Origin of the sequence: Sphingomonas faeni (genome assembly GCF_040407505.1) — a bacterium.
GTDB classification, from domain to species: Bacteria; Pseudomonadota; Alphaproteobacteria; order Sphingomonadales; family Sphingomonadaceae; genus Sphingomonas; species Sphingomonas faeni_E.
This window is the reverse complement of the sequence record NZ_JAPZPQ010000006.1, coordinates 80,262-104,656: the sequence shown is the minus strand read 5'-3', so window position 1 is coordinate 104,656 and position 24,395 is coordinate 80,262. Positions and strand designations below refer to the sequence as shown.

Sequence of the window (24,395 nt, the reverse complement as noted above, 5' to 3'; positions counted from 1 at the left end):
CGCCCGCGCTTGAACCGCCACTGAATTCGGCGGGTTCCGTCAGAGCGTACGGACTACAGCGTAATCGCGCCCTTCAGCCCGAGCACCGCGACGTCGTTGGCGTCGTGCACGCCGCCGGGGTTGTGGATAAATTGCACGTTCGGGCGCAGTTCCAGCCACTTGGTCGGATGGACGCTGTAATAGATTTCAGACGCGTATTCGGCATCCTGCACCGCGGGCCGCGCCGGATCGAGCTCCTGGCCCTTCGCCACGCGTCCGTTCACGTTGGTCCGCGCCACGCCGAAGCCGAGGATGTCGTTCGGCCGCCACGGCACCAGCCCCTTGTAGAACAGCCCGGCGGCGATCTGGTTGTCGGTGGTCGAGGTGGCACGATCGGCCTGCGTCGCGTTGAGGAACACGCTGAGCCCGGTGACCGACTTGCCGTCCTTCGACGTGCCGGTGATCTGCTGCTGGATGTTGAAATATACGCCGTAGCGCGCGCTGCGGCGGAGCGGTTCGAGCCCGGTGATCGCGATCGGCCGGCGGTTCAAATCGTAGAAAACGTCGTCGCCGTTCGAGGTGTTGACCCAACCGCCGACCTTGTACGCGCCGACCCGACCGTCATCGTCGCCGCGCCGCCATTCGGCCTCGACGGGGATCAGAGCGCCGGTCGCGCCGTGGAAATGGCCGATCACGAAGTCGTTATCGAGGTTGCGCGGGTTCACTTCGTAGGCGGCGGTCTTCAGCGTGAGGTGATCGTTGACGTCGTAGCGCAGCCGCGCGCCCCATTGGCTGATTGGCCAGTTCTGCCAGTAATCGCCGTTCAGATTGCCCGGCGGCGCACCGCAGAAGCTGAGGTTCTGGAAATAGCACGAGAAGGACGCGAAATCCTCGCCCGGATTGGTGCGGCCGATCTTCAGTTCGAGCTTTTCGCCGAGCATTTGTTCGTACCAGAATTGCGTGAGGCGGACGGTTTGCCCGCGGCCGTACACTTCCTGCACCTGTTGCAGCACGCCGAGATTCGCATCCGCACCCAGATCGCGGCCGCGGCGGTAGGTGACGGTCGCCTGGAACGCGCCGCCCCTGAGGCCGACGACCTTGTCGAGATCGAGCAGCACGCCGACGTCGAACTGGCCGGTCTCGCGCAACAGTTTCCGGTCGCCGCCGGAGAAATTATACGCGCTTTCCGAGGCATAGCGCGCGCTGAGCCCTATGCCGCGATCGGCCAGGCGTTTGCGGATGTCGAACCAGTCGGCGAACAGGCCAGGCGGCGGGGTACGCTGCGTATCGGCGGTCAGCGCGGAGGGCGACAGATCGCTGTCCCGGCGCACGCCGGAGCGCGGGCGGTGCTGCGTGTCGGTCGCGCTGCTGCCGAGGGTCTGCTTGGCGGTATCCTGCGCGGAGACCTGACCGGGTAGGGCGAGCGCCACCGCTGCCGCTGCACAGAACCGCCGATACCCCATCACGCCCACCTGTTTTTCGTAACTTGTATCAACCCCGTATACCGGGCGTCGGCTGATCGAAACCCTCGACAGGCCAAAGGGACTCCAGGAATCCTCCCCCGCCAGGGGGAGGTGGCGCCGCAGGTGACGGAGGGGGAGGGCACGGAGCCGAGGTGGTCGCTTGCCTCCCCCTCCGCCTGGCAAGTGCCAGCCAGCTCCCCCTGGCGGGGGAGGATCGTGATGCAGCGCTAGATCGCATGCCCCTCGGTATCGCGCAGCACTTCGCGGCGCCCGACATGGTCCGGCCGGCCGACAATGCCGTCCTTCTCCATCCGCTCGATCAACCGCGCAGCCGAGTTGTAGCCGATCCGCAATTGGCGCTGGAGCCACGAGGTCGACGCCTTCTGCGACTCGCAGACCAGCTGGATCGCCTGGCGATATTGCTGGTCCTCCGCCGAATCCTCACCGGTCGGCGAGCCCTCCAGCGCGAAGCTCTCCTCGGGCTCCTCGGTCACCGACGAGATGTAGTCGGGCAGCCCCTGCGAGCGCCAGTGATCGGCGACCAGCCGCACTTCGTCGTCGGTCACGAACGGGCCGTGGACACGGACGATGCCCTTGCCGCCGGGCATGTAGAGCATGTCGCCCTTGCCGAGCAGCTGTTCCGCGCCCTGTTCGCCGAGGATGGTGCGCGAATCGATCTTCGAGGTAACGTGGAAGCTGATCCGCGTCGGCAGGTTTGCCTTGATGACGCCGGTGATGACGTCGACCGACGGCCGCTGCGTCGCCATGATCAGGTGGATGCCCGCCGCGCGTGCCTTCTGCGCGAGCCGCTGGATCAGGAATTCGACCTCCTTGCCCGCGGTCATCATCAGGTCGGCGAGCTCGTCGACGATCACCACAATCTGCGGCAAAACGTCGTATTCGAGCTTCTCCTCCTCGTACATCGGCGCGCCGGTGTCGGGATGATACCCCGTCTGCACCTTGCGCCCGAGCGGCTGCCCCTTGGCCTTCGCGCCACGCACCTTGTCGTTGAAGCCGGCGAGGCTGCGCACGCCGACGGAGGACATCTGGCGATAGCGATCCTCCATCGTCTCGACCGCCCATTTCAGCGCGCGCACCGCCTTGGCTGGGTCCGTCACGACCGGCGACAACAAATGCGGAATGTCGTCGTACATGCTCAGTTCGAGCATCTTCGGATCGATCATGATCATCCGGCACTGGTTCGGCGTCAGCTTGTAGAGCAGCGACAGGATCATGCTGTTCAGCCCGACCGACTTGCCCGAGCCGGTCGTACCCGCGACCAGCAGATGCGGCATCGGCGCGAGATCGGCGATCACCGAATCGCCCGCGATGTTCTTGCCGAGGATGATCGGCAACTGCGCCGACTGGTCCTCGAACGTCTGGCTGCCGACGAGTTCGTGCAAGCTGACCGCCTCGCGCCGCGCATTCGGCAGCTCGATGCCGATCACGTTGCGCCCCGGAATCACCGCGACGCGTGCGGAAATCGCGGACATGTTGCGGGCGATATCGTCGGCCAGCGCGATCACGCGGCTCGCCTTGATGCCGGGCGCAGGCTCGAGTTCGTACATCGTCACGACCGGACCCGGCCGGACCTCGATGATCGATCCCTTGACGTGGAAATCGTCGAGCACGTTCTCGAGCAGCCGCGCGTTACGCTCCAGGCCGGCCTTGTCGATCACATTGCCCTGGCTCGGCGGTGACGGGGTCAGCAGATCGAGGCTCGGCAGCGTGAAATTGTCGCGCAGGTCGAGCGACGACTGGCGCTCCTTTGGCTTGGCCTGCGACGGCGCGTTCTGACGATCCGCGATCACCGGGGCAGGGCGCGGGTCGGGCTCGGCAACCGCGCGCGGCTCGACCGGCTTGCGCGTCAAGGTCAGCGGCTCGTCGTCGTCCTCGTCGATCTCCGCGAAGCCGTCATAGCCCAGCGCCTCGGTCCGATTGCGGCGGGGGAGGCGCCATTTGCGCTCGCCGAGATCGATCTCGATGCTCTTGCCCCAGACGATCGCGCCCGCAATCGCCGCGACCAGCCCGATCGCGCGGGCGGACCAGAGCTCGGCGACCGGCTGGCCGATGAAGCTCAACGCCCAGTGTACCGCGCTGGAGACCGACAGGCCGATCACGCCGCCCCAGCCGGCTGGGAGCGCGAGCACCGACGTGCCCGACACGAACGCCAGCGCGCTTGCCATCAGCGCGACGCCGATCGCCGCGCCGCGCACCATCCGCACCCAATGCCCGAGCGGCGCGTCACGCCACAGGCGCATGCCCAGAATCGGCCCGATCGGCAGCAGCAACGCGACCGCCGGCCCGAACAGCGTGAGCGCGATATCCGCGAACCACGCGCCCGGCGGCCCGACGAGGTTGGCGGGGTCGCCGCCCGACGCGGTGTTCAGCGCGGGGTCGCTCGGGTGATAGCTCGCCAGCGCCAGCGCCATCAGCAGCGTGCCGACGAACAACGCGATCGCCGCGATCAGCGCGCCGCTGCGGACGGCGCCCGCCTTCACCGTCTCACGCCACAAGGCTGGCTGCGCGCGGCTGGCCATGACCCGTATTCTCCAGATTCAACTAAATGGTGAAGTTTCAACTTAAGGTTGAAAATTCATCGCGCCGGGCGGGTTGAACGTCAAGCGCGGTCCTCTGCAACACGGGTTAAACCGCACCCGGATCGTCGTTGGCAGCGACCGACTACCGGGATACAGCGCGACCATGGACACAGATGTAATCATCCTCGGTGGCGGGCTGGTCGGCGCGACGCTCGCCGTGGCGCTCGACGTGCACGGCATCTCGACGATCGTGATCGACCCCGCCGACCCCGCGGTGACGCTGGAGCCCGGCTTCGACGGCCGCGCCTCGGCAGTCGCGAGCGCGAGCCACCGCATGCTCGACGTGATCGGGATCGGCGCGACGCTGGCGGGGCAGGGGTGTGCGATCCGCCAGATCCGGGTGAGCGATGGCCTCGAACCCGGCGCGCTCGATTTCGTTCCCGCCGCGGACGATGGTGCACTGGGCACGATGTACGAGAACAAGCTGCTCCGCCGCACGCTGTTCGACGCCGCGACCGCCGCGCCGCATGTCGACCTCCGCATGCAGACGCGCGCTACCTCGGTCGACCGTGCCGAATCGGGCGTCACCGCCACGCTGGACTCGGGCGACACGATCCGCGCGCCGCTGTTGATCGCCGCGGAAGGCCGCAACTCGCCGACGCGCGAGGCCGCGGGCATCACGATCGCGCGCTGGTCGTACGAGCACACCGCGATCATCGCCGCGTTCCATCACGAACGCTCGCACGAGGACGTCGCGTACGAGATCTTCTACGCGAGCGGCCCGTTCGCGCTGCTCCCGCTCCCCGACGACGCCGACGGCCACCGCTCCGCAATCGTCTGGACGGTCGACGCGAAGAACGCGCCCGGCATGCTCAAGCTCGGCGACCGCGCGTTCCTCGCTGAAGCGGAAAAGAGCATGGGCGGTTTCCTCGGCAAGCTGTCGATGGCGACGCCGCGGTCGTCCTACCCGCTCGGCTTCCACCACGCGGCCCGGATCACCGACACGCGGCTCGCGCTGGTCGGCGACGCCGGCCACGGCATCCACCCGATCGCCGGACAAGGGCTCAACCTGGGTTTTCGCGACGTCGCGACGCTCGCCGAAGTGCTGGTCGAGGGCAAGCGTCTCGGCCTCGATCTCGGCGACGCCGCGCTGCTCGCGCGCTACCAGCGTTGGCGCGGGCTCGACACGTTCATGACCGCGGCGGCCACCGACACGCTCACTCGCCTGTTCGGCCTTCCCGGCAAGACCGCCAGCGCCGTGCGTCGGTTCGGCATCAGCGCGGTGAATGCGATCCCGCCGCTCAAGGACCGCTTCATGGCCGAAGCACGCGGTGAATCGGGTGACCTGCCCAAGCTGTTGCAAGGCATGGTAATCTAAGTCGCACGCCTCTGGATATGACGCGGCGGTCGCCCTAGCATCGCACCGGGGGGAACCGATCATGCAGGGTAAATGGGCATTGGCACTCGCGGTCGCGGTCGGCGCGGTCGCGGGGTGCAGCAATCGGCAGCCGCCGACGGTGCACGCCTCGAAGCGCATGACGATCTGGGGCGAGGCCGACAACGTCCGGCGCTTCGTTGCGATCGAAGGCGCGACCGTGCCTGCGTTTAGGCAGGTGCCGATCAAGCCCTCTGCACACGGTGTCGTTCGGATCGAGACGGCACTCCCGGCCGACCTGACCGCCGCGACTTTGGACAAGGTCGTGCGGGACGCTCGCGACGCGGAACTGAATTACAGCATGGACGAGACCCGCACGGTGACGACACCCGCGTCGTGGTCGCTGTGGTTCAGGAGCACATGACGATCTCGCGGGTATGGGCGTGTTGCCTGGCGATGATGGCGGCGGCCCCGGTCGACGCGCAGCTGCCGTCGAACAGCGTTCCCGTGCTGATCCAGGACGAGCGCGTGCTGGTCGGGACGTACCGCTATGTCGAGCGCGCCGATGGCATGAAAGTGACGGTCCGCCTCAACGCCGACCATAGCGCGCTGTACCATATCACCTCTGGCGAGACCGATGCGGACTTCATGAAGGCGGAGGGTTTCTGGACGCTCGCAGGTGACGTGATCCACATCCACAACCGGCCGAGCCCGGTTCGGCTCGAACAGGTGCCGAACCCGGTTCGTGATCCCGCCATCGGGCTGTCCGTTACGGTCGCGAACGCGGACGGTACGCCGGCCGAGGGGCTCGGGGCGACATGGCCCGAATCCAACGGCCTGTTCGCGATGAGCGACGGGCGACACTCGGCTTCGGTGGAGGAGTTGGGCGACGCGGCACGGTTTTCGGTCGTGAGGCTGTCGGATCGCAAGGTGCTGACGGTCGTGCCGCTTGGCCGCGGGGGGCCGAACAGCTTTCGCTTCACCTATCACCCGAGCGACGTCGAGCCGTTCGACATTCCCGCGATCGCGCTCGATCCCCGCGCGGATCGGCTCGAGGTCGAGATCGGCACGGCGTATGCGCGGCTCGATCGCGTCCGCGACTAGCCGATCGATCAGCCGGTCTTCAGCCACTGGCGGAGCAGCGCGGTGACTTCGCCGGGACGCTCCATCGGTGCGAGGTGGCCGCAGGAGCGCAGCATGTGGAACCGCGAGCCTTCGATCCGCGCACTCAGCGCGCGTGCGTCGTCGGGTGTGCAGATCAGGTCGCGGTCGCCGACGGCTACCAGCGTCGGGACGTGGATCGCGGCGATCGCCTCGCTGATGTCGGGACGGGCGAGCAGCGCGCGTTGCTGGCGTTCGAAGACGGTCTGGCCGACGCGCTCCGCCATCGCCTGTGCGGGGCCGGCGACGATCGCGGTCAGGCGCGGGTCGGCGTGCGGCGCGGTGGCGAGCAGGCCTTGGCCGACGACGGTGCGCGGACGCACTTCCATCGACGCGCGGGCGCCGAACAATGCGATCCGCTCGATACGGTCGGGGGCTTGCCGCACCATCTCCATCGCGACGTAGCCGCCGAGGCTGACGCCCGCGACTGCGAACCGCGGCGGTGCGCTGGCGAGGACGCGCGCGGCCATTTCGGACAGCGTATCGTCCTGCGACAGGTCGCCGAAATCGACCTGTGCGACGGCGGCGAGGTCGACGATCTGGCGCGCCCAGAGCTGCCCGTCGCAGCCCATCGCGGGGAGCAGCATCAACGGTGTACGCGGTCGGACCATGCGAAATCTCCGGTAGCGGCGGGTTGCGGGGATGCTCACCTCAGGCGACGAACGGGAAGGCGAGCGCGATCATGCCGACGATCGTCATCACCACGCAGACCGCGATCGCGGGCACGAGCGTGAAGCGCTGGTGATCGGCGAGGTCGATGCCGACCAGGCTGACGAGCAGATAGGTCGACGGCACCAGCGGGCTGAGCAGGTGGACCGGCTGGCCCATCAGCGAAGCACGGGCGATCGCCTCGGGGGCGACGCCGTAATGCGCGCCGGCCTCGGCGAGGATCGGCAGCATCCCGAAATAGAACGCGTCGTTCGAGATGAAGAAGGTGAACGGCATGCTCAGCACCGCAGTAATCGGCGCCATGTACGGCCCGAGCGCGGGCGGGATCACGCCAACCACCGCCTTGCTCATCGCCTCGACCATGCCGGTGCCGCCGAGAATGCCGGTGAAGATGCCCGCCGCGAAGATCAGCGACACCACCGCGAGCACGTTGCCGGCATGCGCGGAGATGCGCTCCTTCTGGTCGGCGACGCCGGGATAGTTGACGATCATCGCGATCGCGAACGCCAGCATCATCAGCACCGACAAGGGGAGAATGCCCCAGACCAGCAACGTCAGCAGCGTAATGACGAGGGCTGCGTTGAACCAGATCAGCTTGGGGCGACGTGCCTCGGGATATTGCGAGACGGCCATGCCGGTGAACTCGGTGTCCGCGGTGATTCCCGCTTCGCCCATCCGGACGCGCTCTTTCCGGCCGAAATACACGGCGAGACCGATCAGGAAGGCGAGGCCGGCGATCATGCCGGGGATCAGCGGCAGGAACAGCGTCGCCGGATCAAGCTTCAGCGCGCTCGCGGCACGTGCGGTCGGCCCGCCCCAGGGCGTCAGGTTCATGATGCCGCTCGTCGTCATCAACAGGCAGACGAGGTACAACCGGTTCATGTTGAAGCGCTTGTAGAGCGGCAACAGCGCGGCGATCGTGATGATGTAGGTGGTGGAGCCGTCGCCATCGAGGCTGACGAGCGCGCACAGCACGACCGTCCCGATCAGGATCCGCATCGGATCGCCGTGGACCATCCGGATCAGCCGTCCGACCAGCGGATCGAACAGGCCCGTGTCGGTCATCGTCGAGAAGAACAGGATCGCGAACAACAGCATGACGCCGGTCGGCGCGAGGTTCTTGATGCCGTCGATCATCATCGGGCCGAGACCCGCGGCCTCACCCGCGAACACGCCGAAGATCGACGGAATCACGATGAGCGCGACCAGCGGCGTCATCTTCTTGGTCATGATCAACGTCATGAACGTGGCGACCATCAGGAAGCCGAGCAGGGCAAGGTTCATCGCTTCGTCCTAGAAAAGGGCGTGAATAGGGGGGTGGCTGCAACACCACCGTCATCCTGACGAAAGTCAGGATCCAGGGTTATTGAGCATGGTCCCTTGTGGCTCTGGATCCTGACTTTCGTCAGGATGACGGAGCGCGGGAGGCTGATTGCAGCACCAAAGACAGGACCGACGCTATGCATCAGAAGGTGACGCCGACGCGGGCGCTGAGGGTCTGGCCGCTGTCGTTGCCGACATAGTCGCCGGCGCGGTTGTCGGTGTTCCACTGGATCGCGTTCACCTGGAAGCGGGTGAAGCTGTTGAGGTACCAGTTGACGCCGACGGTCGCCGCCCAGCCGTCGCCGCCGGTCAGCAGATTGTCGAAATCGAGGCTTTCGTAGCGCGCGGTGAGTTCGATCGCGCCGACCCCGCCGTCGAAGGTCGGCTTCAACACCTTGGGCTGGCCAAAGCTGCCCAGCCGCGGATTGTACGGCGGCAGGTCGCCAGTCAGGAACAGACCGCCCGAGACGCTCCACGCCTTGCTGACGAAATCGGGACGCCCGCCGTCGAGCCGCGCGTTGCGGCGGCCCGCTTCGCCCATCACCCACAACGGCCCGCGATAGCCGCCGAGCTCGACGCCGTAGCCGGTCGTGCCGGTGCCGCCGATCAGCGGGCCGGTCGACACGCGCAGCGCGCCGTTGAAGCGGCCGCCGATCACCGTGTTGCGCGTCAGCGTGCCCGCGACCGACGATAGCGATTCGTCGAAGCCCCACGCGCCGACGTGCAGCACGCCGGTGTCGGACTTGATCGGGTTCCAGTGTGCGCGGCCCAGCACCGTGCGGCTGTCGCCGACCGCCTGCGTTCCGTCGATCCGATCGCCGGTGACGGTGACCGAGGCGTGGCCGGTCTTCCAGAAGATGCGCGGCATCACGCCGATGCCGTAGAAGCCACGCTGCGGGATGATCGCGGTCGAGACCGTGGTGCGCTCCAGGAACGGGGTCGAATCCGAGCCGGTCGAGCCTTCGAAGCCGCGATCGTTGAACAGGTGGCCGGCGCGGACGTCGTAGTCGAGGCCCGGCTTGATCTTGTTGCGCCAGCCGACGAACGCGGTGACGACGTCGACCTCGTTCTCCGAGAAATCGCTCTCGAACTGGTAGAAGAAGTGCGTGCCGACGCCGCCTTCGAGACCGAGGCGCAGCGCGCGCATGCCGGTCGTGGTGATGTTGCGGCCGTCGTACTTCGAGCCGAAGCTGGAGCTGACATCGGTCAGGATGCGGCCGCGCGGTTTGAACGTGTAGACGCCGTCCGCCGAGTGGAAGACGGGCAGGCCGGCGCCCCATTCGGTGGTCACGCCCGACGGATTGTCGCGCGCGGCGACCGCCTGCGCGACGCTGCGATCGGCGGGGCCGGGAGGGGCGAGCTGCGGCGCGAACGGCACCGTGCGACGTGGCTCGGTGTTCTGCGCGACTGCCTGCGGTGCGATTTGGACGGGCGGTATGGGCGCCGACGCCTGCGCGACGGCGGCGTTGTTCTCCAGCCGGTCGAGACGCGACTTCAGCGCGGCGATCTCGGCGGCCTGCGCACGGACCAGCGCGGCGAGGTCGGCGTCGGTCGGAGCTTGGGCCAGCGCCGGCGTCGCGGCGATCAGCGCGAGTGCGGCGCACCCGGTACGGAAGAGAGTCATTGTTGGGCTCCGGTGGCGAGAATCGCGGTCCAGTCGCGCAGGAAACGCTGGCGCTTGACGCGGTCGAGGTTGACGAGAAGTTGTGGACCCACGCGGATCGGGCGCGCTTGGGCTTGGGGAAGGCGACGGGCGGCAACGTCGGTGCGGACCGGCCACAGGCTGCGCTTGGCGAGCAGCGACTGGCCCTCGCGCGACAGCAGGAAATCGAGGAACAGTTTCGCCGCCGCGGGGTGCGCGGCCTCGCGCGCGATGAACGCGATCCGCGAGGTGACGATCGTATAGTCCTGGAGGAACGCGACGCCGATGCGGGGATCGGTGCGGGCGCGTTCCAGCGCGTACGAGCCGATGACGTTGTAGGCGAGCGCCTGCCGCCCCTCGGCGACGCCGCGCAGCATCGGCTCGCTGGTGCGCGACAGCACGGGCTTTGTCGCGGCGATCGCCTCCAGCAGCGACCGCGTATCGCGCGTGATCGCGAGGTCCTCCGACAGGTACAGATAGCCGACGTTGGAGCGTGCCGGATCGAACGTCGTGACGCGCCCGTTGAGCGCGCGGACGTTCTTGCGCAGCCATGTCTCCAGCGCGGCATGCGTGCGCGGCACCTGTCCGGCGGGCACGAGGCGCTTGTTGTAGACGATCCCGATCGGCTCCGCGGTGACGCCGAAACCCATGTTCTTCCACACCGATACCGGCGGCAGCGCGGGCTTTTCGGGGCTCGCATAGCCTTGCGCGAAGCCGTCGTTGATCAGCTTCACCTGGAGGTCCATCGCCGACGACCAGACGAGGTCGGCGGACATTTTTTTCGCGCGCGTCTCGGTGACGAAGCGGCGGTACATCTCGGTCGAGCCGATGTCCGCGTACAGCACGGTGATCCCCGGATAGCGCTTCCGGAATGCTGCAACGACCGGCAGCAGCTCGGCGCGATCGGCATTGCCGTAGATCCGCACCTGCCGCTCGGCGCGCGCGTCGGAGATCAGCTGGTCGTAGGAGCGCGGATAGTTGGCAGGGCGCTGCGCCACGACGGCGGTCGCGGTGAAGCTCGTAGCCAGCAGTGCGATCTTCAGAAAAATTCGTGCCATCGTCACTCTCCTCGCCTTCCGTCTCTGTGTTCGGATAGACTGCAACGGTGGAGTACGAACCGAACCTGTCACCAACCTTTCATGGGTTTTCATGCGCATCCTGCTGATCGAGGACGACGCGGCGTTGGCGCGCAGCATCGCGGCGTTGCTGCGCGCGGGCGGCAATGCGGTCGATCACGTCGCGACGGGCGAGGACGCGTTGTCGGTGGTAGCGGGGGAGCCGTATGCGCTGGTGATCCTCGATGTCGGGTTGCCGGGGATCGACGGGTTCACCGTGCTGGAGACGCTCCGGCGGCGTGGCGAGCGTGTCCCGGTGCTGATGCTGACCGCGCGCGATGCGCTAGACGACCGCGTGCGCGGGCTCGACCTCGGCGCTGACGATTATCTGCGGAAGCCGTTCGAGCCCGAAGAGCTGGAGGCGCGCGTTCGGGCGCTGGGGCGGCGGCGCGGGGGCGACCCGCTGCCGGTGCTCAGCGTCGGTACGCTGACGATCAACCGCTCGACCGGCGACGCGGACATCGCCGGCCGTGCGCTCGACCTGCGTCGGCGGGAGCGGGCGGTTCTGGAGGCGCTTGCCACCCGAGCAGGCCGGGTCGTCCCCCGAGCGTTGCTGATCGGCGAGGTGTTCGGGTTCGACGAGCCGGTCGGCGACAATGCGATCGAGGTCCATGTCACGCGGCTGCGGGGAAAACTTGCGCCCGACGGCCCCGGTATCCGCACCGTCCGCGGCGTCGGCTACATGCTCGATGCCGGCTGAGACCCGCACGCCCGCACTGAGAACGCGCCTGCTGGTCGCGGTGCTCGGGCCGTTGCTGGCGGCGGCGATCCTGATCGGCGTGGTCGGTGCGACGCTGATCGCCGACGTCGTCCGCCGCACCAACGATCGCGTGCTCGGCGGAGCGCTCGGTGCGATCGCCGAGACGGTGCAGGTCGAACGCGGCGAGGTGACGCTCGACCTTCCGTCCGCCGCGTTCGGGATGTTGGAGAATACCGAGCGCGACAACGTCTACTACCGCGTCGCCGTCGGCCCGGACCTGCTTACGGGCTATGCCGACTTGCCAGCCCCCGATCCCGCCACGCTCTCCATCGACGTGCCGCGCTATCGCTTCGCGCGCTACCGCGGGCAGCAGATCCGCATCGCCGAAGTCCGCCGCTCGCTTCCCCGGATCGACAAGCCCGTGATCGTCCAGATCGCCGAGACGCTCGACAACCGCGGCGCGCTCACCCGTCGGCTGATGCTCGCGTTGCTGATCGGCGAATGCGTTCTCGTCGGTGCCGCGGCGTTGCTCATCCGGCCTGCGTTAGGCTGGAGCCTCCGCCCGCTCGCCCGCCTGCGCGGTGCCGTCGAAGCACGTGATGGACGCGCCCGCCCCGATTTCTCGCCGCTCGACACCGGCCCACTTCCCAGCGAACTTCGCCCGCTCGCCGGTGCGTTCGACCGCCTGCTGGCGCAGCTCGACACCGCCACCGTCGGCGTCCGCCGCTTCACCGCCGACGCCTCGCATCAGATGCGCACGCCGCTGTCGGTGCTGAAGGTCCAGGTCGCACTCGCCCGCCGCGGCTCGGGCCCGGAACGCAGCGTCGCGCTCGACGAGATCGCCGACGCGGTGGTGCGCCTCGAACGCCTGGTGACGCAGCTGCTGGCGTTGGCGCGCGCCGAGGAGGCCGGCGTGTCCGCGCCACTCGAGGCGGTCGATCTGCGCGAGGTGGCGGTGGCGGTCATCACGCGCCAGATCAACCGCGCGATCGAAGCCGGCATCGACCTGACGATCGAGGGCGACCCCGAGGTCAGCCACGTCGTTCCCGGCCACCGCACGCTGATCTTCGAGATCGTGTCGAACCTGATCGACAACGGCATCCGCTACAACCGGCGCGGCGGCACCGTGTCGGTGAGGCTCCGGACGACGCCGTCGGAAACTACGATCGCGGTGGTCGATGATGGGCCGGGGATACCGATCGACCAGCGCGACAAGGCGTTCGACCGGTTCGTCCGGCTCGGCGCGACTGGGAGTCCGGAGGGAAGCGGCCTCGGCCTGGCGATCGTGCGGTCGGCAGCGACTCGCCTCAACGCGACCGTGGCGTTTGGCGAGGTGACCAGCGGGACGAGCGTGATCCTGCGGTTCTTTCACGCGAACGAGTAACCTGCATCAACGCGGCCCAACAGGCGGGCAGCGGCGCGTGCCTTTTCGTTAAGGTGTTCGTGTCACTCGGGAAAAAACGACCGAGCGACCATGCTACCCACCCTCTTCAATCTCCATTTCCAGCACTCCGGCTATCTGGTCGTCGTCGCGATCGGCATCTGCCTGACCGCGAGCTGGTCGGTGTCGCTGCTGACCACCGACATGGCCAACGCCCCGCAGCGCGAGCCGTTCGGCTGGCGTCACGGCGCGCTGGCACTGGCGGCCGGGCTGGGGGTGTGGGCGACGCACTTCATCGCGATCCTCGCATATCGGCCCGACCTGCTGCTGCGGTACGACCCGTTCGTGACGACGGTGTCGGCGCTGGTCGGGATCCTGACCGTCGGCGTGCCGATCGTCGCGATCACGCGGTTGCGGTCGCACAAGGGGCGGATCGTCGCGGCGGGTGCGGCGGGGGCGGGGATCTGGTGCATGCACGCGGTCGGCATCACCGGCATGACCGACTGTATCCACGTCTTTTCGTGGCCCACCAATGCCGCCGGGCTGATTATGGGGACGCTGCTGCTGTCGTCGTGGCAGATCAACCGCAGATGGTCGCGCTCGCGGCCGATCGGGTGCCTGGTGTTCGCGCTGTCGATCTGCGTCACGCATTTCCTGTCGCTGTCGGGCGACCTCGTCCTCGGCAGCATCAACGACGTGCCCGGCAGCGTGTTGTCGCCGGGGCTGGTCGCGGCCTGCATGACGTTCGCAGTGTCGGTCACGTGCCTCGGCAGCCTGCTGACCTTCGCGCGCTTCAAGACGACGCGCGAGGAAGAGGCGCAGACGCTGAAGTCGGTGATGGAGAGCATGTCCGACGGGCTGGTGTTCATCGACCGCGAAGGCCGCCTGCGTCATTTCAACCGGCGTTTCCTCGACCTGTTCAACACGCCGGTCGACGCGATCGGCCCGGGGCTGACGATCGACCAGTTCCTCGACGTCATCGCGACATGCCGCGGCTGGGCGGCGGAAAAGCGTACGCTGGTCGGGGGCGCGATGAAGCAGTGGGTGCAGCTCGACGACGATTTCGACCGCGAGTGCGAGATGGAGGATGGCCGCACCTATCAGATGCAGTGCCGGTCGATCCCGCGACAGGGCATCGTTCTGACGTTCAACGACGTCAGCGCCGAACGCCGTGCGCTCGATAACCTGACGCATCTCGCCTATCACGATCCGCTGACCGGACTGCGCAACCGTCGCGCGCTGCGCGAGGAGAAGGAGGCACGGATCGGTCTCGGCAAGCCGTTCTCGCTGCTGTTGATCGACCTCGACGATTTCAAGCGGATCAACGATGCGTATGGCCATGCGGTCGGCGATACGCTGCTGATCCATGTCGCGGCCGAGCTGACGAGCCTGCTGCCCGACGACAGCTTCGTTGCGCGGATGGGCGGCGACGAGATCGCGATCATCGCCACGCAACTGGGCGACGCGGCGACCGCGCTGGCCGACACGATCGTCGTCCGGCTGAGCGCGCCGGTGATCATCGACGAACGCCGGCTGCTGCCCGGATGCAGCATCGGCATCGCCGGGTTCGCCAACGACCTGACCCCCGACGAACTGATGAAGCGCGCCGACATGGCGCTGTACGAGGCGAAGCGACGCGGGCGCCGGCGTGCGCAACCCTATGTCTCGGGCCTTGCCGAGCGCCTGGTCGAACGGCAGCACATCACCGACGACCTGTACGAGGCGGTGCAGAACGGCGGCTTCTCGCTCGCGTTCCAGCCGGTGGTGGCGCTGTCGTCGGGCATCACGACGGGATACGAGGCGCTGATCCGCTGGAACCACCCGACGCGCGGCTGGATCTCGCCCGATACCTTCATCCCGATCGCCGAGGACTGCGGCCTGATCGAGGAGATCGGCCGGTGGGTGATCATGGAGGCGTGCCGGCAGCTGGCGGGCTGGTCGCCGCACCTCCACGTCGCGATCAACGTCTCGGCGGGACAGCTGAAGTCGGACGCGCTGCTGCACCACCTGACGCAGGCGATCCTGGTCCACGGTATCGCGCCGGAGCGGGTCGAGGTCGAGATCACCGAGACCGCGCTGATCGACGATGCCGCGCGCACGGCGGCAATGCTGGCCCGGATCCGCAGGACCGGGATCAAGGTCGCGCTCGACGATTTCGGCACTGGTCAATCCTCGCTCGCGCATCTGCGCGATTTCCAGTTCGACCGGATTAAGATCGATCGGAGCTTCGTCATCGACGCGGGCTCGGACCCGCGGTGCATGGCGGTGTTGCGCGCGACCGTCGCGATCGGCCAGGAACTCGGCGTCCTGACGCACGCGGAGGGCGTTGAGACGCGCGAACAGCTCGAACTGCTGCGGTCGATCGGCTGCGACGCGGTCCAGGGCTATCTGGTCGGGCGACCGGTCGTGCCGTTCACCGATGCGGTCGAAAATCTCGTGCCGATGTCGGTGGGTATGGTCCCCAGCCCGACAGGCGACGACCCGGCGGCTGTCGCACGGATCGCCGCCTGACGACTTATCGGCAGATCTGCAACGCGATCGCGTCGAGTTCGCGGTCGTAGCTGGCGCGCTCGGCCGCGCTCAGGAAGCCCTGTTTGGCGACGAAGCGGTCGGTGGCGCGGCGGACCTTGTCGACTCGCTGCCAGAGTTGCGTGCCTTGGCGTTCGGAGATCCGTCGGGCTTTCCGCGCGGTGCCGATATCGGCTTGGAGGATGTTCGCGCGCACCGAGATGTGCGCCTGGCGCGGGTCCTTGATCGATCCACCGAGCTCGCCCTCGACCGCGTGCTGCTCGGTCCGGTTGCAGCTCGGATAATCCTGTCGTGGGGTCTGCGCCGTGGCACCGGTCGCGCCGACCGCCAAGACGACGAACATGAGACTTTTCACGATTGCTCTCCTGCCACGCACCCCATTGGTGCACGAGCGGCCTTACCTGGATCAAACTGAACGCTGGTTGTGCGCGCCACCGCGGGCGAGGACGCCACACCCCCGCATCGCCAAATATTGCCCGGAAGTTGAAATGCCCCGCACAATGACGGTATGCTATTGTGGACGTGCCAGACTTTAGGTAGCAAATACTTGCTTGGAACAGAGTAAGAACCAGACGTCCTTGCGGGACGAGGATGCCGATCATACGCTGATCCTGGCGGCATTCGGCCGTTCGCTCGACGCGGCGGATCCTTTCGTGGTCGGGTTCAACGAAGCGATCCTGCCTATGGCGATCAGCGATCCGACGCTTCCCGACAACCCGATCATTCACCTGAACGCGGCGTTCGAGCGCCTGACCGGCTATGCCCGCGACGAGGTGGTCGGCCGGAATTGCCGGTTCCTGCAAGGGCCGGAGACGCGTCCCGAGGACGTGTCGCGGCTGCGGGATGCGATCGGGCGGTCCGAGCGGATCGAGATCGACCTGCTCAACCACCGCAAGGACGGGACGCCGTTCTGGAACCGGCTGCTGGTCGCGCCGGTGTTCGATCGCAGCCGGCATCTGCGCTATTATGTCGCGTCACAGCACGACGTGACGCTCGAACGCGAAACGCTCGCGCTGCTGGAGGCCGAGCAGCGCGAACTCGAGGCGTCCGCCGCAGAGACTCAGGTTCGGCTCGCCGACAGCGCCGCGCGGCTGCAATTCGCGTTGAAGGCGGGGCGGCTGGGCGCGTGGACCTTCGATCCCGCCAGCCAGCATCTCGACGCGTCGGATGGCTGCAAGATCGTCTTCGGCTATGATCCGGGCGCGGCGTTCGGTTATCCCGAGTTCCTCGAAACGATCCATCCGGAGGATCGCGCGCGCGTCGTCGAGGCGATCCAGGAGACGATCGCGACGGGGTGCGACTACGACATCGAATACCGCATCATGACGCCGACGGCCGAGGTTCGCTGGGTCGCGATCCGCGGCGAATTGCTGACGCGCGCGGATGGCACGGCGCTGTCGATGACCGGCTTCTCGACCGACATCACCGAGCGCAAGCGGACCGAGGAACATCGCGCCCTGCTGGCGGGCGAGCTGACGCACCGGGTCAAGAACACGCTCGCGACGGTCAGCGCGATCGTCAACCAGACGTTGCGCGATGCCGCCTCGATGTCCGAGGCGCGCGACACGATCGGTGCGCGGATCGGATCGCTGGCGGTCGCGCACGACCTGTTGCTGCGCGACGAGGTCGAGGGTGCGACGATCGCGGATATCGTGACCGGGGTGATGGCGCCGTTCGACGATGGCGGCGGTCGCCTGTTCTCGGTCGAGGGGCCGCACGTTCGGCTCGAGCCGCGCGTGACGCTCGCCTTGTCGATGGCGCTGCACGAGCTGGCGACCAACGCCGCCAAATATGGCGCGCTCCACGTCGCGGGCGGGCATGTCACGATTTCATGGAGCGTCGGCATCGGTGAAGGTGGACGCCGGCTGGCCTTCATGTGGGAGGAGACCGGCGGCCCGGTGGTCACCACGCCGACGCGCACCGGCTTCGGATCGCGGATGATCGAACGCGTGCTCGCACAGCACATGCGCGGCACCGCCCGGATCGAGTATCGCGACACCGGCGTCGTCTTCACGATCGACGCGCCGCTTTAGGCTCGCTTGCGTCGATGCCGAAACCGCCCCCGCTGACGACCCCCGACGGACGCTATATCGTGGTGCGCGGACGGCTCTGGCGGACCGCGAACCCCGGCTTGGACAAAGACGAACGCGTGCGACTGGTTGCGGCGTTGATGGACGGCAGGCGAGGCGTGGCCGCGGCGAAGCGGGATGGCGATGGCGCAGCGGAGGCTGCTGCGCGGGCCGCGGTGGATGCGGTGAAGCACGGTCTGGGCGAGCGCGGGCCGGTATGGTGGACCGATGGCGCGCCCGATCTCAACCGGCACATGGAGCGCACGACGCCCTATGCGGACTGGTTTGCGACGGTGGATGACGCCGCGTAACCGAGTAACCTATTTAACCATAAAATATGTCCAAGCCGGACCCGGGCCGGACCCAGCGCGTTGAGGGACACTGGTTTTACGGGAAACGCAGATGTGCCACGTGCTTGTAATCGAAGACGACTGGCTGATCGCGGATCATATCATAAGCTTGATCGAGCAGGCTGGCGCGACGTCCTATGACCAAGCCGATTGCGAGACCGATGCGGTTGACGCGGCTGGAGCACGCACCCCGGACATGATCGTGTCCGACGTAAAGCTACGCGAAGGGACCGGACCGCTGGCGGTGCAGCGGATCATCGCCGTGCACGGCAACATCCCCGTCATGTTCATCACCGGAACGCCCGAGGCATGCGTGCCGTGCGATCCGCCGGCCGCGATACTCGACAAGCCGATCAGCGAATCTTCGGTTATCGAGACGTTCCGGAGACTTGCCCCGCACTGAGCGGCGGCAAGGTACGGCGTGGTGAGCGCCGTACCTCGATTGGCTTTCAGCCCTGGATATCGCTCGCGTCGAATTCCTTGAACGCGGCCTTCACCTCGGCGGCGCGCGCATCGTCCGCGATGTCGACGGAGACGACGATTTTGCCTTCCAGCGCCGCATCGTCGCGCGATTCCGGCGTCGGGTTCTTGCCTTCGGTATCCGAGCCGGCCTTCTCGTCGCCGACGCTGTTGTCTGCGCCGTCGGTGGTGATGAAGATATCGGTCCGCTCGATGCCCTGCTCCTGAACGAGGCGCTCGACGGTCATCTCGGCTTCGCGGCGGGTATCGAACTTTGCCTTGAGAGTGGTGGACATTGGTCGCTCCTTGTTGCGGGTAAAAGGGTCAGGCGGGACACAGATCGGGCGATGCGGCGTATGCGCGATCGCTGGCGTCGATGTCCGCGAGGTGATCGAGGAAGTTGGTCAGTTCGGTGCGGCGGCGCGCCTCGTCGGCGAACTCGCGGTCGACGCCGAGCGCCCATAGCAGCGAGCGTCGATCGGGATCGTCGTGGAGCGCATCGAGTTGGTCCGCGCGGTGCTCGACGTCGCCGGTCGTCTCCGCAAGCCCGGCTTCGACGATGTCCTCGGCCTGGCGCCGCAACGCCACCGCGATCTCGCCGAGCGCGAGTTCGGGGTGATATTGCACGCCCCAGAAAATCCCGCCGTCGTGGCGGATCTCGGCAGCCTGAACCGTCGTGACGGCGTTGCTCGCGAGCAGGGTCGCGTCTGCGGGAAGCGTCTCGACCTCGTCGCCGTGGATCGCGGGGGCGTCCCAGCTGGCAGCACGGCCGGCGAGCAGCGGATGATCGCGGCCGGCGTCGGTCGGCGTGATGCGGCGTGCGATCCCGGCCTCCATCCGCTGCGGCATCTTGCGGACTTTCCCTCCGGCGGCGGCGACCGCGAGCTGCAGCCCGGCGCAGGATCCGAACGATGGCGTGCCCGATGCGAACACCGATCGCATGAAGGTCAGCTGGCGTCGGACCTCCGGGCTGTCGTCATAGACGTGGAGCGGCGATCCGGTGATGAACACCGCGTCGAACAGGCCCAGGGCGCTGGCCTCGTAGACCTGCGCATCGTCGTCGGCGGGTGCGACGATCGTGATCTCGGCATCGGGACGGAGCTGACGAAGCGTCGACGCGTAGGTTTCGCCCGAGCTTTTGCCGGCGTGGCGACGACGCGCCTCGCGCTCGTCCGCGGTCTCGCTTTCGGCAACCAGAAAATGCGGCAAACCTGGTCCTCTCCCGTTTCGGTTCGAGCGACCTCAACGCGCTGGTACGCGTTTCGTCCGCCGCCGCCGCAAATTTTGCGCGCTTACATCTCGAGCGCGCGCTCGTACCCGGTGAGTTCGAGATAGCCGCGACCGCCGCGGGTTCGGACCGCGCCCTCCCAATAGATCGGCAGGCCGCTGCGGCGGGCGTCGAGTTCCTGCGCAGCGAACATCGGGACGAGGCGCCAGCGCTGGACGCCGCCGGCTATGCGGACGCTCAGTTCCTGCGAGACCGGGTAGAGCGCGCCGGTCGCCTTGCTGCGCCATGTCGCGAGCGGGCGGAAGACGACGTCGTTAGGGCCGAACACCGTCATGCTGCCGTCGGCGCGACGGAGCGAGCCGCCCGTCCAAACCGTGCCGCCGCCTTTGCGCCGGATGCGGAACGCCATCAGCGCGGAGCCGTCGTCGAAATTGAGCCCGGTCCAGTCCCAGCCTTGCGCGGCGGGGGCGAGGTAGTTGGACGACCATTCGCGATCGAGCCACGCCTCGCCGGTCACCGCGACCGTTCCGCCACCTCTGCGGACGCGGCCGGTCACGCGGAGATGTGGCACCGAGTAATAATAGCTCGCTTCCTCGGGGCGTGGCCCCTTGCGGCTATAGCCCCCGATTCCCTGCGGCAGGGGAGGCTGAGTCGGCTGGAAATCGAGCGCGAGGCCGAAGCCGTCCGCGTTTACACGCGTCGTCCAGCGGCCATTCCCCACGCGGCGCAATCGCCAGTCGCGGATCGCGACGTCGGCATCGCCGGTGCGCGCCTGCGCGAGACCGAAGCCTTCGCGTGCCGCCTGCTCGCCTTGGAGCAGCTTGCCGGTGGTCGGATCGGACAGCGCGGCGTGCGCGAACAGGACCTGGCGTGCGGCAAACCGGCTCGGGTTGCGCGGATCGACCGGCGGGCGCGTGCGGAAGAACGTCACCTGAAAACCGAGATCCTTGCCATCCTCGGTCCGCAGCCAGCCGGTGACGTACCACCATTCGGTGCGAAACGCCGGGTGCGCGCCGTGATCCGCGGGGAAACGAAGCGTGATCCCCGGCCGCACGACCGGATAGGGGGCGGGCGGCGTGGCGGCTGGCGCGGCGACACCGATCGCGGCGATCCAGCCGAGCAGGGCCCAGGGTCGCAGCATCACCAATCCTCCCGCACCGACTGTACCGCGCTCTTCGCCGTCGCGCGCCGCCCCGCCAGCATCGCGGTCGCCGCCGCCGCACCCGTCAGCGCGGTCGCGACGCCGATCAGCGTGCCGACCGGAATGCGGGTGGTCATCGTCCAGTTGAACGACTGCGGGTTGATGACGTGGATCAGCACCTGTGACAGGACCAGCCCGAGCCCGATCCCCGCGAGCGCGCCGGTGAGCCCGACGATCGCGCCCTCGGTGGCGAGCATCCTGGTGAGCTGGCCGCGGGTGAGGCCGAGATGCCGCAACATCCCGAACTCGCGTTCGCGCGCGATCGTCTGCGCCGACATCGTCGCCGCGACGCCCGCCAGCCCGACCAGGATCGCCACCGCCTCCAGCAGATAGGTGACCGCGAAACTGCGATCGAACAGAGTCAGTGCGAGCTTGCGCAGCGTCGCCGGCTGGCCGACCTCTACCTGGGGACGCAGGTCCGTGGGCAGGCGATCGGTCATCGCGCGCGCGACCTTCGCCGGATCCGCACCGGGCAGAATCGTCGCGGAAATCTCGTCGCGGCGATCGTCGCCCGTCAGGCGCTGGTAATCGCCCTCGTCGATCAGCACCGCGCCCGCCTGGCGTCCGTAGTCACGCCATATGCCGGCGACCATGAACTGCGTGCGGCCGGCGATCGGCAGCGTGATGCGCTCCCCCGTATCCCAGCCGTACAGGCGGTGTGCGGGCTCGGAGACCCAGATCGGCAGCGCGTCCTTCGGCACCGCCCCCTTCTGCACCGACGGTCCGCGATCGATCAGCACCAGCAACGGATCGCGGCCACCGCGCTCGGGCCGCGCGATCAGGCTGACGGGTGGGCGATCTGCGGCGATGGTCAGCGGGATCTGGCGACTGAAGGCGAGGCGGGCGATACCCGGCGTGCCTGCGATACGCATGCGGGTCGCCGGATCGAACGTCGCGCCAGCGGTGGTGCGCAGATACAGATCCGCGCCGAGCACCTGGTTGAGCCACTCGTCGACCGCGCCGCGGAAGCTCGTAACCATCGTCGCCATCGCGATCATCAGCGCAGTCGACGCGACGATCCCGCACAATGCGGTCGCCGCCTCGCCGGGCGCGCCGTGAAGGTGACGGACCGCGAGCAGCCCGGGCACGCTGCCTCGCGTCCGCCGCGCCAACGGGGTCAGCAGCGTGCGCGCGAACCACGGCACGCCCGCGACGCCGCCCGCGAGCATCAGCGCCATCCCCAGGAATCCGAACAGCGGCAGCCCGGCGATCGCAGGCAACAGCGACGCGGCGCCTCCCGCGACGAGCAACGCGGCAGCGGGCCACCACGCGACCGGCCGCCGCGGATCGAGTACGTCGCCGGCGTTCTTGAGCGCTGCGGCCGGTGCAGCGCGCGCCGCGACGCGTGCAGGCAACGCGCTGCCGAGGATCGCCGCGAGCAGGCCGAGCGCGAAGAACCCGATCGCGGCACCGGGCTGGATCACGACGCGCGCGGTGCTGCCGCCGAAATAGCCCGCACCCAGGTCGCCGCCGAACCAGTGAAGCGCCGCCCATGCCAGGCCGTATCCTGCCGCCAATCCCGCCGCCGCGCCGACCAGTCCGATCGCAAGCCCCTCGATCACGACCGCGGCGATGATCCCGGCGCGCGGCATGCCCAATGTCCGAAGCAATGCGAACGCGCGTTGCCGCCGCACCACCGACAGCGACTGCGCCGAATAGACGAGGAAACCGCCGGTCAGCAGCGCGACCAGCGCCAGCATGTCGAGATTGACGCGGTACGCGCGCGACAGGGCATCGCCCTGCGCGTTCTGCGTCTCGGCGGTCGACAGGATCGCGTCCGCGGGCAGGATCGCGCGCAACGCCGGCTCCGCGGTCGCGCGATCCGACAGTGCCAGGTCGAGCCGATCGATCCGCCCGAGACGTCCGAACCGCCACTGCGCCGCGGCGATATCCATGACGCCGACCGCGGTCGATTCGTCCGTCGCCGGCAGCGTGCCCGCAACCCGCAGCGGCACCGATCGGCCATTGGCGACGACGACCACTTGCGTCCCAATCTTGGCGCCGACCTGGGTCAGCGCCGCACGGGACAGGAACAGCGCGGACTCGTCGAACGCCGTATCGTTGCCGGTATCGGGGCCACGCGGGCGGATGCCGATCAGCGACGGCGTCACCGTGGCGGCACGGATCACGTCGACGCCCAACAGCGTCAGCCGCGCCTTGCCGACCCGCGCATCGAGGCGGAGCACCGGGCTGGCATCGCCGACGCCATCGGCACGCGCGACGCGGGGATAGAGGCTTTCGTCGAAGCCGAGCGGGCTGGTCGCGCGGACCGACAGTTCGGCGGCCCCGCTGACGCCGCGCATCGCGCCATCGAACGACGCCAGCGCCGAACCGTTGACCAGATGCACCGCGAAGCCGAGCGCAACGCCGACTGCGATCGCGACCGCCGTCAACAGGAAGCGGGCAGGGTGGAACCGCCACTCGCCCGCGATCAGCCAGCGGAGTCCCAGCCGTCCCGACCAGAGCCCGGACCCGGACTTCAGGCCGATCTCAGGCGCCACGCCGCTCCACCAGCCCTTCGGCGCCCAGCGTCAGCACGCGGTCGGCGATCGCCGCGCTCGCGTCCGAATGCGTCACCATCACGCCGGCCGCACCATTGCCGCGCACCGCGTCGGCGAACAGCGACAGCACGCGCGCCGCCGTCTCCGGATCGAGGTTGCCGGTCGGTTCGTCCGCGAGGATCAGCGCGGGGCGGTGGACGAGCGCACGGGCGATCGCCACGCGCTGCAACTCGCCCCCCGACAGATCGCGCGCATAGCCGTCGCCGCGACCGTCCAGCCCGACCGCATCGAGCATCTCTTCGGCGCGCGTCGATGCCGCGACGTTGTCCGGCGAGACGAGCGCCAGCGGCAGCGCGACGTTCTGGCGCAGCGTCAGATAGGGAAGGATGTGGAAGGCCTGGAAGACGAAGCCGATCCGCTCGCGCCGCAACCGCGTCCGCGCGGTCTCGTCGAGCGTACCGAGGTCGATGCCGTCGATCGCCACGCTGCCTTCGTCCGCCTCGTCCAGCCCGGCGAGGATATTGAGCAGCGTCGATTTGCCGACCCCCGACTCGCCGATGATCGCGACCAGTTCGCCCGCGCCGACCTCCAGATCCAGATGCCGGAACAACCGCCGCGGCCCCGGCACCGACTTACCGAGCGCACGGACCGCGAGAAGGGGAGGGGCGTCAGGCATGTCCAGTCCGTGCAATAGCTTGGGTGGCGCCGCA

At 68.1% G+C, this 24,395-nt stretch carries 21 protein-coding genes; 9 read left to right on the top strand and 12 right to left on the bottom strand.

What is annotated here, in order from left to right; translation table 11 throughout:
- Nucleotides 1-53 precede the first annotated feature (53 nt).
- Nucleotides 54-1,442: a carbohydrate porin gene (locus tag O6X71_RS16950; RefSeq protein ID WP_353466919.1), complete on the bottom strand. Its 1,389-nt coding sequence runs from the start codon at nucleotides 1,440-1,442 to the stop codon at nucleotides 54-56.
- Between the two features lie 227 nt (nucleotides 1,443-1,669).
- On the bottom strand, nucleotides 1,670-3,982 hold the full coding sequence (locus O6X71_RS16945) for a DNA translocase FtsK (protein WP_056064299.1): 2,313 nt from the start codon (nucleotides 3,980-3,982) through the stop codon (nucleotides 1,670-1,672).
- 163 nt (nucleotides 3,983-4,145) lie between these two features.
- On the opposite strand from O6X71_RS16945, the gene O6X71_RS16940 reads away from it, so the two are divergent.
- The 3 genes from O6X71_RS16940 to O6X71_RS16930 all read left to right on the top strand — a co-directional run bounded on the left by O6X71_RS16940 (nucleotide 4,146) and on the right by O6X71_RS16930 (nucleotide 6,461).
- Nucleotides 4,146-5,360 (top strand): UbiH/UbiF/VisC/COQ6 family ubiquinone biosynthesis hydroxylase, encoded by a 1,215-nt coding sequence (locus O6X71_RS16940; RefSeq protein ID WP_353466918.1) that lies wholly within the window; start codon nucleotides 4,146-4,148, stop codon nucleotides 5,358-5,360.
- 61 nt (nucleotides 5,361-5,421) lie between these two features.
- Nucleotides 5,422-5,781: a hypothetical protein gene (locus tag O6X71_RS16935; protein ID WP_353466916.1), complete on the top strand. Its 360-nt coding sequence runs from the start codon at nucleotides 5,422-5,424 to the stop codon at nucleotides 5,779-5,781.
- Entirely contained in the window at nucleotides 5,778-6,461 is a 684-nt protein-coding gene (locus O6X71_RS16930; protein ID WP_353466915.1) for a hypothetical protein, read from the top strand. The genes O6X71_RS16935 and O6X71_RS16930 overlap by 4 nt, the downstream gene beginning before the upstream one ends.
- 8 nt (nucleotides 6,462-6,469) lie before the next feature.
- Here O6X71_RS16930 and O6X71_RS16925 read toward each other — a convergent pair whose 3' ends face one another.
- The 4 genes from O6X71_RS16925 to O6X71_RS16910 all read right to left on the bottom strand — a co-directional run bounded on the left by O6X71_RS16925 (nucleotide 6,470) and on the right by O6X71_RS16910 (nucleotide 11,210).
- Entirely contained in the window at nucleotides 6,470-7,129 is a 660-nt protein-coding gene (locus tag O6X71_RS16925; RefSeq protein WP_353466914.1) for an alpha/beta fold hydrolase, read from the bottom strand.
- A gap of 40 nt (nucleotides 7,130-7,169) precedes the next feature.
- A complete protein-coding gene (locus O6X71_RS16920; protein ID WP_056064457.1) occupies nucleotides 7,170-8,471 on the bottom strand; it encodes a CitMHS family transporter in 1,302 nt (433 codons plus the stop codon).
- A 181-nt stretch (nucleotides 8,472-8,652) separates the two neighbouring features.
- Nucleotides 8,653-10,134, bottom strand: a complete 1,482-nt coding sequence (locus O6X71_RS16915) for an OprO/OprP family phosphate-selective porin (protein WP_353466913.1) — start codon at nucleotides 10,132-10,134, stop codon at nucleotides 8,653-8,655.
- A complete protein-coding gene (locus tag O6X71_RS16910) occupies nucleotides 10,131-11,210 on the bottom strand; it encodes an ABC transporter substrate-binding protein (RefSeq protein ID WP_353466911.1) in 1,080 nt (359 codons plus the stop codon). The genes O6X71_RS16915 and O6X71_RS16910 overlap by 4 nt, the downstream gene beginning before the upstream one ends.
- A gap of 91 nt (nucleotides 11,211-11,301) precedes the next feature.
- Between O6X71_RS16910 and O6X71_RS16905 the strand changes: the two genes are divergently transcribed.
- The 3 genes from O6X71_RS16905 to O6X71_RS16895 all read left to right on the top strand — a co-directional run bounded on the left by O6X71_RS16905 (nucleotide 11,302) and on the right by O6X71_RS16895 (nucleotide 15,859).
- A complete protein-coding gene (locus tag O6X71_RS16905) occupies nucleotides 11,302-11,967 on the top strand; it encodes a response regulator transcription factor (RefSeq protein WP_183037996.1) in 666 nt (221 codons plus the stop codon).
- Nucleotides 11,957-13,351: a sensor histidine kinase gene (locus O6X71_RS16900; protein WP_353466910.1), complete on the top strand. Its 1,395-nt coding sequence runs from the start codon at nucleotides 11,957-11,959 to the stop codon at nucleotides 13,349-13,351. Before O6X71_RS16905 ends, O6X71_RS16900 begins: the two co-directional genes overlap by 11 nt.
- A gap of 90 nt (nucleotides 13,352-13,441) precedes the next feature.
- The gene (locus O6X71_RS16895; protein ID WP_353466909.1) at nucleotides 13,442-15,859 is read left to right on the top strand and encodes a bifunctional diguanylate cyclase/phosphodiesterase; all 2,418 of its coding nucleotides are present in this window, start codon (nucleotides 13,442-13,444) and stop codon (nucleotides 15,857-15,859) included.
- A 4-nt stretch (nucleotides 15,860-15,863) separates the two neighbouring features.
- Here the strand turns inward: O6X71_RS16895 and O6X71_RS16890 are convergent, their stop codons facing one another.
- Nucleotides 15,864-16,232: a hypothetical protein gene (locus O6X71_RS16890; RefSeq protein ID WP_353466908.1), complete on the bottom strand. Its 369-nt coding sequence runs from the start codon at nucleotides 16,230-16,232 to the stop codon at nucleotides 15,864-15,866.
- Nucleotides 16,233-16,428: 196 nt separating this feature from the next.
- Here O6X71_RS16890 and O6X71_RS16885 point away from each other — a divergent pair, with 196 nt between their 5' ends.
- The 3 genes from O6X71_RS16885 (at nucleotide 16,429) to O6X71_RS16875 (ending at nucleotide 18,699) form a co-directional block, all read left to right on the top strand.
- Nucleotides 16,429-17,910: a PAS domain-containing protein gene (locus O6X71_RS16885; RefSeq protein ID WP_353466907.1), complete on the top strand. Its 1,482-nt coding sequence runs from the start codon at nucleotides 16,429-16,431 to the stop codon at nucleotides 17,908-17,910.
- 14 nt (nucleotides 17,911-17,924) lie between these two features.
- Nucleotides 17,925-18,257, top strand: coding sequence for a hypothetical protein (locus O6X71_RS16880; RefSeq protein WP_353466906.1), 333 nt, complete (start codon nucleotides 17,925-17,927; stop codon nucleotides 18,255-18,257).
- Nucleotides 18,258-18,348: 91 nt separating this feature from the next.
- A complete protein-coding gene (locus O6X71_RS16875) occupies nucleotides 18,349-18,699 on the top strand; it encodes a response regulator (protein WP_353466905.1) in 351 nt (116 codons plus the stop codon).
- Nucleotides 18,700-18,745: 46 nt separating this feature from the next.
- Here the strand turns inward: O6X71_RS16875 and O6X71_RS16870 are convergent, their stop codons facing one another.
- From O6X71_RS16870 to O6X71_RS16850, 5 genes are all read right to left on the bottom strand, one after another.
- Nucleotides 18,746-19,051 (bottom strand): hypothetical protein, encoded by a 306-nt coding sequence (locus O6X71_RS16870; protein WP_056064484.1) that lies wholly within the window; start codon nucleotides 19,049-19,051, stop codon nucleotides 18,746-18,748.
- A 28-nt stretch (nucleotides 19,052-19,079) separates the two neighbouring features.
- Nucleotides 19,080-19,964: a type 1 glutamine amidotransferase gene (locus O6X71_RS16865; RefSeq protein WP_353466904.1), complete on the bottom strand. Its 885-nt coding sequence runs from the start codon at nucleotides 19,962-19,964 to the stop codon at nucleotides 19,080-19,082.
- 83 nt (nucleotides 19,965-20,047) lie between these two features.
- The gene (locus tag O6X71_RS16860) at nucleotides 20,048-21,124 is read right to left on the bottom strand and encodes a carotenoid 1,2-hydratase (RefSeq protein WP_353466903.1); all 1,077 of its coding nucleotides are present in this window, start codon (nucleotides 21,122-21,124) and stop codon (nucleotides 20,048-20,050) included.
- Nucleotides 21,124-23,685, bottom strand: a complete 2,562-nt coding sequence (locus O6X71_RS16855; protein WP_353466902.1) for an FtsX-like permease family protein — start codon at nucleotides 23,683-23,685, stop codon at nucleotides 21,124-21,126. Before O6X71_RS16855 ends, O6X71_RS16860 begins: the two co-directional genes overlap by 1 nt.
- Nucleotides 23,675-24,361 carry an ABC transporter ATP-binding protein gene (locus tag O6X71_RS16850; RefSeq protein WP_247599546.1) on the bottom strand — a complete coding sequence of 229 codons (687 nt, stop codon included), beginning with the start codon at nucleotides 24,359-24,361 and terminating at the stop codon, nucleotides 23,675-23,677. Before O6X71_RS16850 ends, O6X71_RS16855 begins: the two co-directional genes overlap by 11 nt.
- Nucleotides 24,362-24,395 lie beyond the last annotated feature (34 nt).